General features: G+C 44.4%; 14 protein-coding genes and 1 pseudogene. 2 read left to right on the top strand and 13 right to left on the bottom strand.

Translation table 11 applies throughout. The features are described 5' to 3' along the window. The 13 genes and pseudogenes from ABY436_RS07570 to ABY436_RS07510 form a co-directional block, all read right to left on the bottom strand. A pseudogene (locus tag ABY436_RS07570) lies at nt 1-201 on the bottom strand (F0F1 ATP synthase subunit beta); the annotation flags it as partial. Nucleotides 202-237: 36 nt separating this feature from the next. Beyond that, nucleotides 238-1,101 carry a F0F1 ATP synthase subunit gamma gene (gene atpG, locus ABY436_RS07565; protein ID WP_372738377.1) on the bottom strand — a complete coding sequence of 288 codons (864 nt, stop codon included), beginning with the start codon at nt 1,099-1,101 and terminating at the stop codon, nt 238-240. A 69-nt stretch (nt 1,102-1,170) separates the two neighbouring features. Continuing rightward, on the bottom strand, nt 1,171-2,715 hold the full coding sequence (gene atpA, locus ABY436_RS07560) for a F0F1 ATP synthase subunit alpha (RefSeq protein ID WP_372738376.1): 1,545 nt from the start codon (nt 2,713-2,715) through the stop codon (nt 1,171-1,173). Nucleotides 2,716-2,729: 14 nt separating this feature from the next. Continuing rightward, complete coding sequence (locus ABY436_RS07555) at nt 2,730-3,266, bottom strand: F0F1 ATP synthase subunit delta (protein ID WP_372738375.1); 537 nt, start codon at nt 3,264-3,266, stop codon at nt 2,730-2,732. Between the two features lie 12 nt (nt 3,267-3,278). Then, a complete protein-coding gene (locus ABY436_RS07550; RefSeq protein ID WP_372738374.1) occupies nt 3,279-3,749 on the bottom strand; it encodes a F0F1 ATP synthase subunit B in 471 nt (156 codons plus the stop codon). A gap of 65 nt (nt 3,750-3,814) precedes the next feature. Beyond that, a complete protein-coding gene (atpE, locus tag ABY436_RS07545) occupies nt 3,815-4,054 on the bottom strand; it encodes a F0F1 ATP synthase subunit C (RefSeq protein ID WP_372738373.1) in 240 nt (79 codons plus the stop codon). A gap of 75 nt (nt 4,055-4,129) precedes the next feature. Further along, nucleotides 4,130-4,951, bottom strand: coding sequence for a F0F1 ATP synthase subunit A (atpB, locus tag ABY436_RS07540; protein WP_372738372.1), 822 nt, complete (start codon nt 4,949-4,951; stop codon nt 4,130-4,132). 18 nt (nt 4,952-4,969) lie between these two features. Continuing rightward, a complete protein-coding gene (locus ABY436_RS07535) occupies nt 4,970-5,374 on the bottom strand; it encodes an ATP synthase subunit I (protein ID WP_372738371.1) in 405 nt (134 codons plus the stop codon). Nucleotides 5,375-5,561: 187 nt separating this feature from the next. After that, a complete protein-coding gene (locus ABY436_RS07530; protein WP_372738380.1) occupies nt 5,562-6,449 on the bottom strand; it encodes a ParB/RepB/Spo0J family partition protein in 888 nt (295 codons plus the stop codon). Beyond that, nucleotides 6,446-7,255, bottom strand: coding sequence for a ParA family protein (locus tag ABY436_RS07525; RefSeq protein WP_372738370.1), 810 nt, complete (start codon nt 7,253-7,255; stop codon nt 6,446-6,448). Before ABY436_RS07525 ends, ABY436_RS07530 begins: the two co-directional genes overlap by 4 nt. A gap of 2 nt (nt 7,256-7,257) precedes the next feature. Further along, nucleotides 7,258-7,887: a 16S rRNA (guanine(527)-N(7))-methyltransferase RsmG gene (rsmG, locus tag ABY436_RS07520; RefSeq protein ID WP_372738369.1), complete on the bottom strand. Its 630-nt coding sequence runs from the start codon at nt 7,885-7,887 to the stop codon at nt 7,258-7,260. After that, nucleotides 7,887-9,782 carry a tRNA uridine-5-carboxymethylaminomethyl(34) synthesis enzyme MnmG gene (gene mnmG, locus ABY436_RS07515; protein WP_372738379.1) on the bottom strand — a complete coding sequence of 632 codons (1,896 nt, stop codon included), beginning with the start codon at nt 9,780-9,782 and terminating at the stop codon, nt 7,887-7,889. The genes rsmG and mnmG overlap by 1 nt, the downstream gene beginning before the upstream one ends. 695 nt (nt 9,783-10,477) lie before the next feature. Further along, on the bottom strand, nt 10,478-12,079 hold the full coding sequence (locus ABY436_RS07510) for a GMC family oxidoreductase (RefSeq protein ID WP_372738368.1): 1,602 nt from the start codon (nt 12,077-12,079) through the stop codon (nt 10,478-10,480). 186 nt (nt 12,080-12,265) lie between these two features. Between ABY436_RS07510 and mtgA the strand changes: the two genes are divergently transcribed. Then, entirely contained in the window at nt 12,266-12,973 is a 708-nt protein-coding gene (mtgA, locus tag ABY436_RS07505) for a monofunctional biosynthetic peptidoglycan transglycosylase (protein WP_372738367.1), read from the top strand. A 243-nt stretch (nt 12,974-13,216) separates the two neighbouring features. Further along, nucleotides 13,217-14,830 (top strand): ABC transporter ATP-binding protein, encoded by a 1,614-nt coding sequence (locus tag ABY436_RS07500; protein ID WP_372738366.1) that lies wholly within the window; start codon nt 13,217-13,219, stop codon nt 14,828-14,830. Nucleotides 14,831-14,839 lie beyond the last annotated feature (9 nt).

Genomic DNA, 14,839 nt, shown 5'->3' with positions numbered 1-14,839 from the left:
TACTTCTAAGCCACGACTCACACCTTCAGTCTGACCCATCGCGATCGCACGTACTACACCGTCACCCAGCTGTTGCTGAACTTCGAGTGTCAGACCATTCTTTGAAACGGTCAGCGCGTCGTAAATTTTAGGTACGCTGTCACGTGGAAATTCCACATCGACTACCGCGCCTATAATCTGAACAATTTGTCCGCTACTCATGTTCGGATCCTCTTAAATTTTAACCCGTTCACCGCATTAAACAGCCGCAGCACCACTTACAATTTCAGAAATTTCCTGAGTAATTGCCGCTTGACGAGCCTTGTTATAAATCATTTGAAGTTCGTCAATCAAATCACCGGCATTGTCAGTTGCACTTTTCATTGCCAGCATTCGCGCGGCCTGTTCACAGGCGTAATTCTCAACTACTGCCTGATACACTTCGGACTCAACATAACGCACAAGAAGGCTATTCAGCAGTTCTTTAGCGTCAGGTTCATAAATATAGTCCCAGTGATGATTCAGCAGCGCCTCATCGTCTTCTGCTTTCAGTGGAAGCACTTGTTCAACATGCGGGCTCTGCGTCATTGTGTTAACAAAAGTGTTAGACACAATATACACACGATCCAGCTTTGCCTCAGAAAAAGCATCCAGCATAACCTTCACAGCACCGATCAGATCCGTTACTTCTGGCTGATCACCCAAGTGGGTTTTTGCTGCTACTACGTTACCGCCGTAGGTCTTAAAGAATGAGACTGCTTTAGATCCTAACGCGCAAACGTCAATTTCGACGCCTTTATCGTTGAACTCTTTCATACTAAACATGGCTTTCTTGAACGCGTTAACGTTAAGACCACCACAAAGTCCACGGTCAGTTGATACAATAATATAACCAACACGTTTGACTTCACGTTCCAGCATGTAAAGATGCTTGTATTCAGGATTTGATTTAGACAAATGCTGAATAACACCACGGATACTGCGAGCGTACGGGCGGGAAGAATGCATGCGATCCTGAGCTTTGCGCATTTTTGACGCAGCAACCATTTCCATGGCGCTGGTAATCTTGCGCGTGCTACCGATACTCGCTATTTGCGTCTTAATCTCTTTTCCGACTGCCATAGTTCCGCCTATATAACCTTAACTTAGTAAAGGCCTGCGCAAATTTGCAGGCCACCACTCACAGAGTGCTTACCAAGTCTGAGTTGACTTGAACTTATCAATACCGGCTTTGAACTTAGCAGCGATTTCATCGCTGAAGTTACCGCTCTTATTGATTTCTTCCATCAGATCAGCATATTCGCTGTTAAAGAAAGAGATCAGCGCAGATTCAAAGCTACCGATTTTGTTAATTTCAACGCCTTTCAGGAAACCTTCGTTTGCTGCGAACAGGCTTAAGCCCATTTCTCCAACAGACATTGGTGAGTACTGTTTCTGCTTCATAAGTTCAGTAACAGCCTGACCGTGTTCCAGCTGAGCACGTGTTGCATCGTCAAGATCAGATGCGAACTGCGCGAACGCAGCCAATTCACGATACTGAGCCAAAGCCAGACGTACACCACCACCCAACTTCTTGATGATCTTAGTCTGCGCTGCACCACCTACACGGGATACAGACAAACCAGCATTGATCGCCGGACGTACACCTGCGTTAAACAGGCTGCTTTCCAGGAAGATCTGACCATCAGTAATAGAGATAACGTTGGTAGGTACGAAAGCAGAAACGTCACCGCCCTGAGTTTCGATTACCGGCAGAGCTGTTAGAGAACCAGTCTTGCCTTTTACTTCACCATTGGTGAATTTTTCTACGTAATCAGCGTTTACACGAGCAGCACGCTCAAGCAGACGAGAATGCAAGTAGAATACGTCACCAGGATAAGCTTCACGACCTGGAGGACGACGCAACAATAGTGAAATCTGACGGTATGCCCATGCCTGTTTAGTCAGGTCATCGTACACAATCAGTGCATCTTCACCGCGGTCACGGAAGTATTCACCCATAGAGCAACCAGCATAAGGTGCCAGGAACTGCATGGATGCAGGGTCAGCAGCGCCGGCAGCGACAATAATGGTATGATCCATTGCGCCGTGCTCTTCCAGCTTACGTACTACGTTTGAAATAGTAGACTGCTTCTGACCGATAGCTACGTAGATACAAGTTACACCTGTACCTTTCTGGTTGATGATCGCATCAATCGCGATAGCTGTTTTACCGATCTGACGGTCACCGATAATCAGCTCACGCTGACCACGGCCTACAGGTACCATCGCATCAATCGCTTTCAGACCTGTTTGTACAGGCTGATCTACCGATTTACGATCGATTACACCCGGCGCTACTTTTTCAACAGCGTCAGATAGTTTAGCTTCAATCGGACCTTTTCCGTCGATTGGGTTACCCAGCGCGTCTACTACGCGACCTTTCAGCTCCGGTCCGACCGGTACTTCAAGGATACGGCCAGTACAACGGGCAGTCATGCCCTCGACCAGACCTTGGTAATCACCTAATACTACAGCACCGACAGAGTCACGCTCAAGGTTGAGCGCCATACCGTAAATACCGCCAGGGAATTCGATCATTTCCCCGTACATTACGTCAGCTAGGCCGTGGATCAGGATGATACCATCGGATACGCTGACTATAGAGCCCTCATTTCGGGCTTCAGAAGACACATCCAGCTTTTCGATGCGCTTCTTGAGAATCTCGCTGATCTCAGATGGATTCAGTTGCTGCATGGTTATTCCTCTACTCAGGAATTCAGTGCTTCAGCTAGTTTCGCCAAACGGGCGCGAACTGAGCCGTCGATTACCAGGTCTTGTGAGCGAAGCACAACACCACCCAGGATTGATTTATCCACGGTAGATGTCAGTCTCACTTCACGATCCAGCTTAGCGCTGAGAGCCTGAGTTAATTTCTGTTGCTGTTGCTCATCCAGTTTATATGCAGTGGTCACGTCTATATCGACAATTCTCTGCAGATTCGCTTTGAGCTGCTCAAACTGCGCATGTATTTCCTGGAGTAAACCAAGACGCTGATTAACAGCGAGTAAACGAATGTAATTCTTACCTGGTTCATCCAGATAGTCTTCACATACGGATACCATTGCGCTCGCTTTTTGCTCACTCGTCAGCGCAGGATTCCCCAGAACATTTGCCATTACGCTATCTTTTGCCACAGCTGCGACAGTTGATAACATTTTTGACCACTGATCCAAACTGCCCTTTTCTTGAGCAAATTGGAATGCAGCTTTTGTGTAGGGACGAGCGACTGTATTGAGTTCAGCCATCGTAAACCTCGCTTAAAGCTCCGCTGCTAGTTTATCAACCAGCTTAGCGTGGGCTGCTTTGTCAACCGACTGTTCCAGAATCTTCTCAGCACCAGCAACTATTAATACACCTAGTTGGGTCCGAAGAGTTTCTTTAGCACGGTTAACATCCTGTTCGATCTCTGCCTGAGCTGCTGTCTTGATGCGTTCTGCTTCAACACGCGCTTGCTCTTTAGCTTCATCGACTAGCTGACTAGCCCGCTTATTAGCCTGTTCGATGATGGCGGCTGCCTGCTCTTTGCTTTCACGCATATTTGCTACGGCTTTTTCTTGAGCCAGTAATAAATCGCGCTGTGCACGTTCAGCAGCGTCCAGACCTTCAGCAATCTTCTTTTTACGTTCTGCCAGGGCACCTGTAATAGGTGGCCATACATACTTCATGCAAAACGAAACAAAGATTGCGAATGCGATGGCCTGACCAATGATGGTTAGATTGATATTCACGCCATTACCTCTCGCAGTTGTTCTAAAAAGTAGTTACCCATAATGGGAAAATGTTTCACTCTACTTTATGCAGCAACAGCGAACATCAGGTACATACCAAGACCAACACCGATCATTGGTACAGCATCTACCAGACCCATTACGATGAAGAAGTTAGAACGCAACAGGGGTACCAGTTCAGGCTGACGAGCAGCACCTTCCAGGAATTTACCACCCAAGTTGCCTATACCTACAGCGGCACCAATCGCCGCCAGACCCATCAGCAGTGCAGCAGCGAGGAATACCAAAGCGTTTGCCATTTCCATCAGTTTTTCTCCGATCTATTTGCTAAGTTAAAGTTAAAGTTTTGAAATCTATTCACTTGATTCAGTTATTACAACCTAGTGCTCTTCATGCGCCATGGCTAGATAGACTATTGTCAGAACCATGAAGATGAAAGCCTGCAGTGTAATTATCAGAATATGGAAGATAGCCCAAGGTACAGACAGCACCCATTGGATCCAGAATGGTAACATTGCGATCAGGATAAAGATCATCTCACCCGCATACATGTTACCGAACAGTCGCAATGCCAATGATACTGGTTTTGCTAACAAACCAACCACCTCCAGGAAAAGGTTGAATGGAAGCATCCATTTACCCATAGGCTGGAAAGCCAGTTCGCCAAGAAAACCGCCTACACCTTTCATTTTAATGCTGTAATAAACTATCAGACCAAAAACGCTGAACGCCATGCCTAATGTGGCATTCACATCTGTTGTCGGCACTACTTTCATAAAATGAATGCCCATCTGACCGGCGATGTAAGGAATCCAGTCAATCGGAACCAAATCCATCGCATTCATCAGAAAAATCCAGACAAATATCGTCAGAGCAAGTGGAGCAATCACCGCATTTTTATGATTAAAAATACTATTTACGTTGTCATCAACAAACTCGATGATTGTTTCTATAAAGTTTTGAGTGCTACCCGGGACACCTGATGTGACCGATTTAGCTACTTTACTAAACAGCCAGGTAAATAACACACCCAGACCGATAGACCACAACATAGTATCAACGTTAATCGCCCAGAATCCCATCTCAGCCGCTTCAACTGCCGTATGAGCAAAACTCAATCCATTTTCAGGATGGTTGCCAAACGTCAAGTTGGTAAGGTGGTGAGATATATATTCTGAGGATGAGACAGTTCCGCTAGCCATCTTCAGTTCTCTCGCTTCTTAAAGTTTCAGGAATCGGTAATTCGCTTTCATTTGCAGATACCAACTGGATACCTGTAGCAATATAAAAGCGAAAAATAAGGAAAATGGGCTCAAAGGTCGAACCATGATAAAGACAAGTGCAAAACACACTATCGATATCAGCATTTTCCATATTTGACCGATATACATATCTGTCAATATCCTGCCTGGTGTACCCTTTTGCTCACGAAATAATACCCGCCACGCAAAATAAGTATTAGGTATCAGATAAATACCCCCACCCAGCAATACTGAATACGCAACTACCAGATCAAAAAACAACGATATGGCAGCTATTATTACCACTAAAAGAGCCTGAGTCAGAAAAATCCTGATCACACCCTGCCGTGCTACCTGAGTATGTTTTCCTGGTTTCAGGTTCATCTCTCTTCTTCACATGCAGTCAGACTGTTACGCACCATTTTGATGCTCGAAATCAAAACAGCGAGCCGATTATATGGGGTTAATCCGTCAGACTCAACATCATAGTAAGGGTTTTGCACTAATGTCTTATCACAGATCATACTTAAGTCCTTAAAACATCCAGTCGGTTGTTAATATATTGATTTAATTACTCTGCGAAATTCTTCAAAATACTTTCCAGCGCGTCAGGAGAATCATATGCGATGGTGATTTTTCCCTTTCCCTTAGGATTTTGATTAATTGAAACCTTAGCGGCAAAGCGCCGTGATAAATCACCTGATATCTTTTCAAGTTGAGGATCTGCTTGTTTTACCGGACGTAATGGTTTGGCCAGATCTTCTGTTTGCCATTTTCTGACCATTTCTTCCGTCTGGCGAACAGACAACGCTTTACCGACGACTTCCTGTGCTGCCGCTAGCTGCTGGTCGCTTTCTAAACCCAGTAGTGCGCGAGCATGACCCATTTCCAGATCACCGTATTCGAGCATTTTTCTGACATCGTCTGTCAGCTTCATCAGACGCAGCAAGTTTGCCACAGCCGATCGTGACTTGCCTACTGCATCGGCTACTTCCTGCTGAGTCAACTCAAATTCATCCTGCAGGCGCTGTAATGCAATCGCTTCCTCCATCGGATTTAAGTCTTCCCGCTGGATGTTTTCTATCAGCGCCATCGCGATAGCAGCTTCATCGGGTACATCTTTTACAATGACCGGAATTTCATCAAGGCCGGCCATTTGAGATGCTCTCCAACGACGCTCACCGGCAATGATTTCATATTTGTCACCATCAACTGGCCGAATAATGATAGGTTGCATAACCCCCTGCACACGGATGGAGTTAGCCAGGTCATCAAGAGCAGCAGGTTCCAGATCACGACGTGGCTGATAGCGCCCGCGCTGTATTTTATGCACTGACATTAAGCGATAGCCATCATTCAGACTTTCTTTACTGATAGCTGAGGTGTTTTCATCTTCATTATTAATGCCAGCGAGTAACGCATCCAGTCCGCGTCCTAATCCTCTTTTTTTAACCATTATTCTGCTTCCTGTTGCTCGGCTTGCTTAGCATTTTTTAATTCTTGCGCAGTTTTTCTAATCAATTCACCTGCCAATGCCAGATAGGCCACTGAACCACGTGAATTTTTATCATAAAACAAAACTGGTAAACCATGAGAAGGCGCTTCAGCTAACCTTACATTACGCGGAATCACGGTGCGGTAAACCTTATCGCCAAAGTAATCAACGAGATGATTTGATACGTCTTTTGTAAGACTCATACGCGGATCGAACATGGTACGTAAAATTCCTTCAATCCGCAGATTAGGATTCAGGCGCTGGTTGATTTTATCGATTGTTCCGATTAACGCGCTAATCCCTTCAAGCGCATAATATTCACACTGCATCGGAATAATTACACCGGATGAGGCGGCCAACGCATTAACCGTAAGTAAATTCAGCGACGGCGGATTATCGATCAATATGAAATCATAATCATCTATCACTGGAGCTAATGCTGTTTTGAGACGAAATTCTCTTCGGGGTAATTGCAGTAACTCAACTTCCGCCGCCGTCAGATCACCATTTGAACCAATAATATCGTAACCGACTTTTGGATTTTTGATGATGGCTTCTATGGCTGTTGACTGTCCGGTTAAAAGCTCATAAGCGGAATGTTGTAAATCGTGTTTATCGACACCGCTGCCCATCGTCGCATTGCCTTGCGGGTCAAGATCAACCATCAGCACACGTTTTTTTGTTGCCGCCAGTGATGCTGCCAGATTGACACAGGTAGTTGTTTTTCCAACACCACCTTTCTGATTGGTTATCGTCAGGATCTTAGCCACTATTACCCTCTCCCGATAACCATCAAATGCCGTGCACCTTGCGTGCCCGGAACGTTAAGAGAATGACTGTTTTTTAATACAAAACCTGAGGGTAGTTGCGCTAACTCGTCTTCAGGATAGAGTCCCTTCATTGCGAGAAAAACTCCTTCTTGTCGGCACAACTGATGTGTCCACTTAATCATATCCGCTATAGATGCAAAAGCACGCGATACCACTTCATCAAAAGGTTCATCGGTACAGGCTTCCGCACGACCATTAATGACGGTCAGGTTGCTCAAACCTAACTCAACCTTTACCTGGTTCTGAAAGCGCGTTTTTTTACCATTACTATCGACTGTTGTAACCTCAATATCCGGACGACAAATAGCCAATGGTATACCCGGCAAACCGGCACCACTGCCTACATCAATAATTCGTGGTCCTTTGATAAAGGATAATAAGCTTAAACTATCCAGCAGATGTCGCGAAACCATCTCAACCGGATCCTTTACTGCCGTTAAATTATAAGCTTTATTCCATTTTACCAGTAACTGAAGATACGCCATCAATGTATCCAGTTGGTTATCGGTCAGAGCAAGCGCCATCTTGTCCGATTGTTTTACCAGTAAAGCCCGCTGTTGTGTCACATCCATTAACCGGTTGCCTTTTGTTGCTTTTTGATCATCTGTTGTTTTTTAAGGTGCACCAGCAACAATGATATTGCTGCTGGTGTCATTCCCTGGATTCGGGACGCTTGTGCAATTGTTGCCGGGCGTTGCTGCTGTAACTTACTTTTTAATTCGTTTGACAACCCGCCGATCACTTCATAATCAAAGTTGTCAGGAAGCGCTGTATTCTCTTGCTGTTTAACTCGTTGAATATCATCAATCTGACGATTGATATAGCCTTCATATTTGAATTGAATCTCAACCTGCTCAGCCACTAGCGGATCACTTACCGCTTGTCCTTTCAATTCAGCAACATCAGCATAATTCAGTTCAGGACGACGAATCAGATCTGCAAGATTATATTCGCGTTGCATAGCAGAAGAGAGCTTATCTTTAATTTTTTCAGCCGCCTCGGTTCCTGGTTGAATCCAGGTACTGCTCAAGCGCTGCTTTTCCTGCTCAATTGCTTCACGTTTTTTACAAAAAGCAGTCCAGCGCTCATCGCTTACTAAGCCAAGTTCACGGCCTTTTTCTGTTAAACGTAAATCCGCATTATCTTCCCGAAGAATCAGACGATATTCTGCTCTGCTGGTAAACATCCGATAAGGCTCGGATGTTCCCATGGTTATAAGATCATCAACCAAAACACCAATATAGGCTTCATCACGTCGCGGGTACCACTGCTCTTTATCCAGCGCTTGCGCGGCTGCATTAAACCCTGCTAACAGACCTTGTGCTGCTGCTTCTTCATAGCCGGTTGTTCCGTTTATCTGTCCGGCGAAATAGAGTCCCTGAATAAATTTGGTTTCCAGTGTATGTTTCAGATCTTGCGGATTGAAGAAATCATACTCAATTGCATAACCAGGCCGCAGAATATGAGCATTTTCAAAACCTAAAATAGATCTGACAGCGGCTAATTGAATATCAAACGGCAAACTGGTTGATATTCCATTCGGATAGAGTTCGTTAGTTGTTAATCCCTCTGGTTCAACAAAAATCTGATGCTGATTTTTATCAGCAAAACGCATGATTTTATCTTCAATTGACGGGCAATAACGAGGACCTACGCCTTCGATTACACCGGTGTACATTGGTGAACGATCTAAACCGGTGCGGAGAATATCATGAGTACGTTCATTAGTATGCGTAATGTAACAGCTGATCTGTTCCGGGTGATCACTTAAAGAGCCCATGAATGACATTACAGGTCTGGGAGTATCACCAGGCTGAGCCTGCATCACAGAAAAATTAACACTGCGGGCATCAATACGCGGAGGCGTTCCTGTTTTCAGACGTTCTACACGAAATGGAAGTTCTCTTAAACGTTTTGCTAATGCAATAGAGGGTGGATCGCCCGCTCGACCGCCAGAAAAGTTCTCTAATCCGATATGGATAATTCCACCGAGAAAAGTTCCCGCTGTGAGAACAACTGATGGTGCAAAAAATCGAATACCTGTTTGCGTCACCACACCTTTAACTGTGTCCTGTTCGACAATCAGATCATCCGCGGCTTGTTGAAAAATATGCAAGTTAGGTTGATTTTCGAGAATAGAACGTATCGCTGCTTTGTAAAGAATTCTGTCAGCCTGAGCACGTGTTGCTCGCACAGCAGGTCCTTTTCTTGAATTCAAAACCCGAAACTGAATACCAGCCTTGTCTGTAGCACGAGCCATGGCTCCATCAAGCGCATCAATTTCTTTAACCAGATGGCTTTTTCCAATACCACCAATCGCTGGATTACATGACATCTGCCCAAGCGTTTCAATGTTATGTGTCAACAAAAGAGTTTTTGCACCCATACGAGCAGAAGTTAACGCCGCTTCAGTTCCAGCATGCCCTCCACCAATAACAATGACATCAAAACGATCCGGATAGTCCAATGTTCTTACCTCGATATAACGCAGATTACTCAACTGTTTTTGTGAAACAGATCTGATAGGGGACGCATTATACATTCTAAAACGTTGGATGGAATGTTTAAAAATTGATCAATTTGTTAATTGTTTTTGTATTTAATTAATAAAGATAAAGAGTATATGTATATATATATAAGATTATTATTGTTGTTATTATTAAGCAGGTACTTTTCTGTTCCTAACACTTTTTTTTTCAATAAAAACAATAAGATAAAAGCCATCAAACTGGGTATGGAAACTGTCAGATACCTCTGTCCTGTGGGTATATAAGGTGTGCATAAAACAGATGGTTATCCACAGGTAGGTTTACCCACACCTCTTACCTCGCTATATCCCCTGATTTACACAGTAGTTATCAACATATACATAAATAGTGAATAAGGATTGAATAATTCAGCAGCTGATTGTGGGTAAATCTGTGTAAAGTGTTAATAACATTATAAATAGAGTCTTTGAAATTATTTAAAAAGAGAGATGGTTTAAAACTACTAACAGTGGATAAGTCCTTAATAGTTTTGTTTTATTGATTAAAAACAAAGGCTTGAATGTGTATATAAAATGGGATGTAGATAACTATTGTGTAAAAAAATGTGAGTAACTAGCTCATAAGGCAGGAAGATCAGCCTGTGGAAAGGCTGATCTGTGGAAAATAAAATGAATTATTTTTTCAAAATCATCGCTGCAGCCTTCTCTGCGATCATAATTGTGGGTGAATTAGTATTTCCAGAGGTAATTGAGGGCATAATAGAGGCGTCAACGACCCGGAGTTGATCAATTCCGTGGACTTTCAGCTGCTCATCTACAACCGACATAGCATCATTTCCCATTTTGCAGGTGCCTACAGGATGAAAAATAGTCGTGGCTATATCTCCCGCGGCTTTAATCAGTTCGTCATCAGTATTGATATCAACACCCGGTTTAAGCTCTTCGGGAGCATACTTTTTAAAAGCGTCTGCCTGACAAATACGACGGCTGAGTTTTAAGGCATCTGCGGCAATTTGTTGATCTTCATGATGGCTAAGATAGTTGGTTGTGATTATTGGGGTGGAATAAGGATCTTTAGCGCTTAATCTGACATGTCCCCGGCTTTTAGGCCTGAGATTGCAAACAGAAACTGTAATGGCGGGAAATGCATGGAGTGGATCGCCGAGCTTATCGCAACTCAGTGGTTGAATATGGTATTCAAGATTTGCAGTCGTATACGCGTCATTACTCTTAGCAAATCCTCCTAACTGACTCGGGGCCATCGATAGAGGCCCTCGTCTGAAAAACGCATAATCAAATGCCATTTTAGCTTTGCCTAACAGGCTATTGGCCTGTTCATTCAAAGTGCGGGTGTTTGTTACTTTAAACACAGCCCTGACTTGTAAATGATCCTGAAGGTTTTCACCAACGCCCGGTAGTTCATGGCTAAGCTCAATATCATGCTGTTTTAAGAGTTCGGCATTACCAATACCAGAACGTTGCAAAATGATGGGTGAGATCACCGCTCCTGCTGATAAAATCACTTCTTTATTGGTACGCGCGTAGCTTGGAACGCCTTTAAGATCAAAAGCTACACCTATCACCTGGTTGTTTTTTATATGCAGACGATCAACATGGGCATGGGTAAGAATAGTTAAATTAGGTCGGTCTTTAATAGGATGAAGAAACCCGGTGGCGGCGGACCAGCGACGTCCGTTTTTCTGGTTCACCTGGAAGTAACTGAAGCCTTCATTATTGCCTGTATTAAAATCATCAATAGCAGGTATACCTGTTTGTGCCGCTGCTTCTCTGAAACTATCCAGCACATCCCATGAGAGCCTTTGCTCCTCTACACGCCATTCACCACCCGCTCCATGCAGTGCCGACGCGCCGGCAAAGTGATCTTCGGATTTTTTGAAATAAGGAAGTACGTCGTCCCAACTCCATCCTGGATTGCCTGCCGCTGCCCATTGGTCATAGTCTTGTTGTTGCCCTCGCATATAGATCATGCCGTTGATTGATGAGGATCCCCCCAATACTTTTCCACGGGGATAGTTCAGAGCGCGGCCATTTAATCCGGCATCAGCCTGTGTCTTAAAGCACCAATCAGTTTTCGGATTGTTCATGGTGTATATATAGCCGATGGGAATATGAATCCAGGGGTAGCTGTCTTTGCCACCCGCCTCTAATAAAAGGACTTTATTTTCTGGATCGGCTGAGAGTCTGTTTGCTAACACACAACCAGCGGAACCTGCGCCGATAATAATGTAATCAGCTTGAAATTCGCACGGATGCATAACGTTTCCCTGTGAAACTCTATCGTTTAACTAACGAAGAGCTGTTATTTTCTTGTTATTAGATAGAATCTCTTTTTAACAAGTAATAACCAATTAAAAAAGGATAAACAGGTGTTTTGTGCCTGTGTGTGATTAAAGTTTAAGGGATTTGTTATGTTAAAATTTTCTTCTTTGGGAGCATCCTGAGTGGCTAAAAAATCTATGCTGCAGTCGTTTATGAAGCGTATGCTTTTAACATTTCTATTGGTATGTTTATTTTTTTTAGGAATGATCGGTTTACTGCGTTTTGTTAACCCACCCACATCCGCTTTTATGCTTATTGATCAGTGGCAGCATCCGGAACGTGAGGTTCGCCACACATGGGTTGATCTTGAAAATATCTCTGCCTGGATGCCTCTGGCGGTGATTGCCAGCGAAGATCAGACCTTTCTTCACCATTGGGGGGTGGATATTAAAGGAATAATGACAGTTGTTAAGGACTATCGGAAAGGTGACGCTTTACGCGGAGCCAGTACCATTTCACAACAGACCGCAAAAAACCTGTTCCTGTGGAACGGCCGTCAGTTTGTACGCAAAATAGTAGAGGCCGGATTGACATTGGGTATGGAAGGTTTGTGGTCAAAGCGCAGAATTATGGAAGTTTATCTGAACATTGCTGAATTTGGTGAGGGTATCTACGGAGTTGAAGCCGCTAGCCGGCATTTCTTTGGTGTGAATGCGCGTCAGCTTAGCCAGGTACAGGCTGCGCGGCTAGCGGCGGTGTTACCTAACCCTAAGCGCTTTAATGCCGGACGTCCGACGGCTTATATAGCGCAGCGGGTGACATGGATTTCCAGGCAGATGCGTCAATTAGGAGGAACGGCCTATATCAATCCATTAATGAATAAGGATTAACCTCAGGCATGGGTCAGAGGTAAAAAGAGTATGAATAAACTGAAATTTCACCATTAACATTTTCAGGCTAATTGGTTATAAATAAATTCTACCTTGTTGTTTTTCCATAATCCTTTAATTTATCAATAGTATTTCAGATGAATAGCTGAGATAAGATGGGGATTTACGTTATTCAAAAAACTGTCTATAGCTAATAAACCCAGAGACGCTACAGTAAGTTAGATTCGCTAAATGAGGGCACAGATGAATACTCCTACGGTAAGCTCTAATCCGGATCGGCCAAAGCGGTTGGTCATGCAAGGTATCACTAAGCAATATCCGGGGTGTCTCGCTAATGACAGCGTTGATCTGGACATCGGTGTAGGAGAGATCCATGCCCTGCTGGGTGAAAACGGCGCCGGTAAAAGTACTCTGATGAAGATTATCTATGGTGTAGTGAAGCCCGATGCCGGAAAATTAATCTGGGAAGGTGAGGCTATTCGGATTAAAGATCCTGCGCATGCCCGAAAACTCGGTATTGGCATGGTCTTTCAACACTTTTCATTATTCGAAACCCTGACCGTTACTGAAAATATCGCATTGGCGTTGGGCAATGAAGCCGACGATATGAAAGCCCTGGCTGAAAAAATTCGCAGCGTATCAGCACGTTATGGTATGGCCTTGAATCCGGAACGCTACGTACATTCACTTTCGGTGGGAGAAAGGCAGCGGGTCGAGATAGTGCGGTGTTTAGTGCAGGATATTCGCTTGTTGATTCTGGATGAGCCGACCTCCGTTTTAACGCCACAGGAAGTCGATACACTGTTTATCACGTTGCGTCGTTTGGCAGAGGAAGGTTGTAGTATTTTGTTTATCAGCCATAAATTGAATGAAGTGAAAGCCTTGTGTCACCGCGCTACGGTATTGCGTGCCGGGCGGGTATCGGGAGATTGTATACCCACGGAGGAAGATGCATCCAGTATGGCACGCATGATGGTGGGTGATGAAACTCCGATTAGCATGGATTATGACAAAGTGCAGGGACAGGCCGTTTTTTTACAGGTGCGTGGCTTGAATCAATGCAGTGAAGATCCATTTGGTGTTGATCTGAAAAACATCAATCTGGATGTACATGCGGGTGAAATTGTCGGCATTGCAGGTGTTGCCGGGAATGGCCAGGAAGAATTACTGGCGGCACTGAGTGGTGAAGATATCATTAAAAACCATGATGCAATCCATTTTCCATGTGGCCCTGTTGGGCATTTATGCCCGGAAAAACGCCGTCGTAAAGGACTCGCTTTTGTGCCTGAAGAACGTTTGGGCCGCGGTGCTGTTCCCGATATGAGTTTGAAAGATAATGCACTGCTAACAGGCTTTCTAACAGGCTTGATTAAAAATGGCATGATCGACCACGAGGGCACAGAGAGCTTTGCGAAAAAAATTATCAAACAGTTCAAAGTGAAGACGCCTGATAGTGGTACCCATGCCAAAAGTTTATCGGGCGGTAATTTGCAAAAGTTCATTATTGGTCGCGAGATCATGCAGAATCCTCAATTATTAGTCGCAGCTCATCCTACCTGGGGTGTAGATATCGGTGCTGCCACGGCGATTCATCAGGCTTTAATCGATTTGCGGGATCAGGGGGCCGCAATATTGATTGTCTCAGAAGATATAGATGAGCTTTTTTTAATCTCTGATCGACTTTGCGCTATTTGTGATGGTGCTCTTTCACCGATTAAACCTACAGCGCAGGTCTCATTAGAAGAGGTCGGACGCTGGATGGCAGGTATGTTTGATGAAGAGCTCTCTGATGAAAAAACGCCTGAGGCGAACATAGTTTCGCTACAATCAACGGTAGCAGCCGTACAAACTCATTAAGGAGTGCTG

The organism is Neptunomonas sp., from assembly GCF_041601355.1.
Classification (GTDB): domain Bacteria; phylum Pseudomonadota; class Gammaproteobacteria; order Pseudomonadales; family Balneatricaceae; genus Neptunomonas.
This window is presented reverse-complemented; position numbering and strand designations above follow the sequence as displayed.

What these genes read in the sequence shown, in the direction of transcription:
- ABY436_RS07500 (WP_372738366.1), top strand. Translation starts at nt 13,217, where the DNA reads ATGAATACTCCTACGGTAAGCTCTAATCCGGATCGGCCAAAGCGGTTG.
- rsmG (WP_372738369.1), bottom strand. Translation starts at nt 7,887, where the DNA reads ATGGATGTGACACAACAGCGGGCTTTACTGGTAAAACAATCGGACAAG.
- ABY436_RS07535 (WP_372738371.1), bottom strand. Translation starts at nt 5,374, where the DNA reads ATGAACCTGAAACCAGGAAAACATACTCAGGTAGCACGGCAGGGTGTG.
- atpB (WP_372738372.1), bottom strand. Translation starts at nt 4,951, where the DNA reads ATGGCTAGCGGAACTGTCTCATCCTCAGAATATATATCTCACCACCTT.
- atpA (WP_372738376.1), bottom strand. Translation starts at nt 2,715, where the DNA reads ATGCAGCAACTGAATCCATCTGAGATCAGCGAGATTCTCAAGAAGCGC.
- atpE (WP_372738373.1), bottom strand. Translation starts at nt 4,054, where the DNA reads ATGGAAATGGCAAACGCTTTGGTATTCCTCGCTGCTGCACTGCTGATG.
- atpG (WP_372738377.1), bottom strand. Translation starts at nt 1,101, where the DNA reads ATGGCAGTCGGAAAAGAGATTAAGACGCAAATAGCGAGTATCGGTAGC.
- ABY436_RS07510 (WP_372738368.1), bottom strand. Translation starts at nt 12,079, where the DNA reads ATGCATCCGTGCGAATTTCAAGCTGATTACATTATTATCGGCGCAGGT.
- ABY436_RS07555 (WP_372738375.1), bottom strand. Translation starts at nt 3,266, where the DNA reads ATGGCTGAACTCAATACAGTCGCTCGTCCCTACACAAAAGCTGCATTC.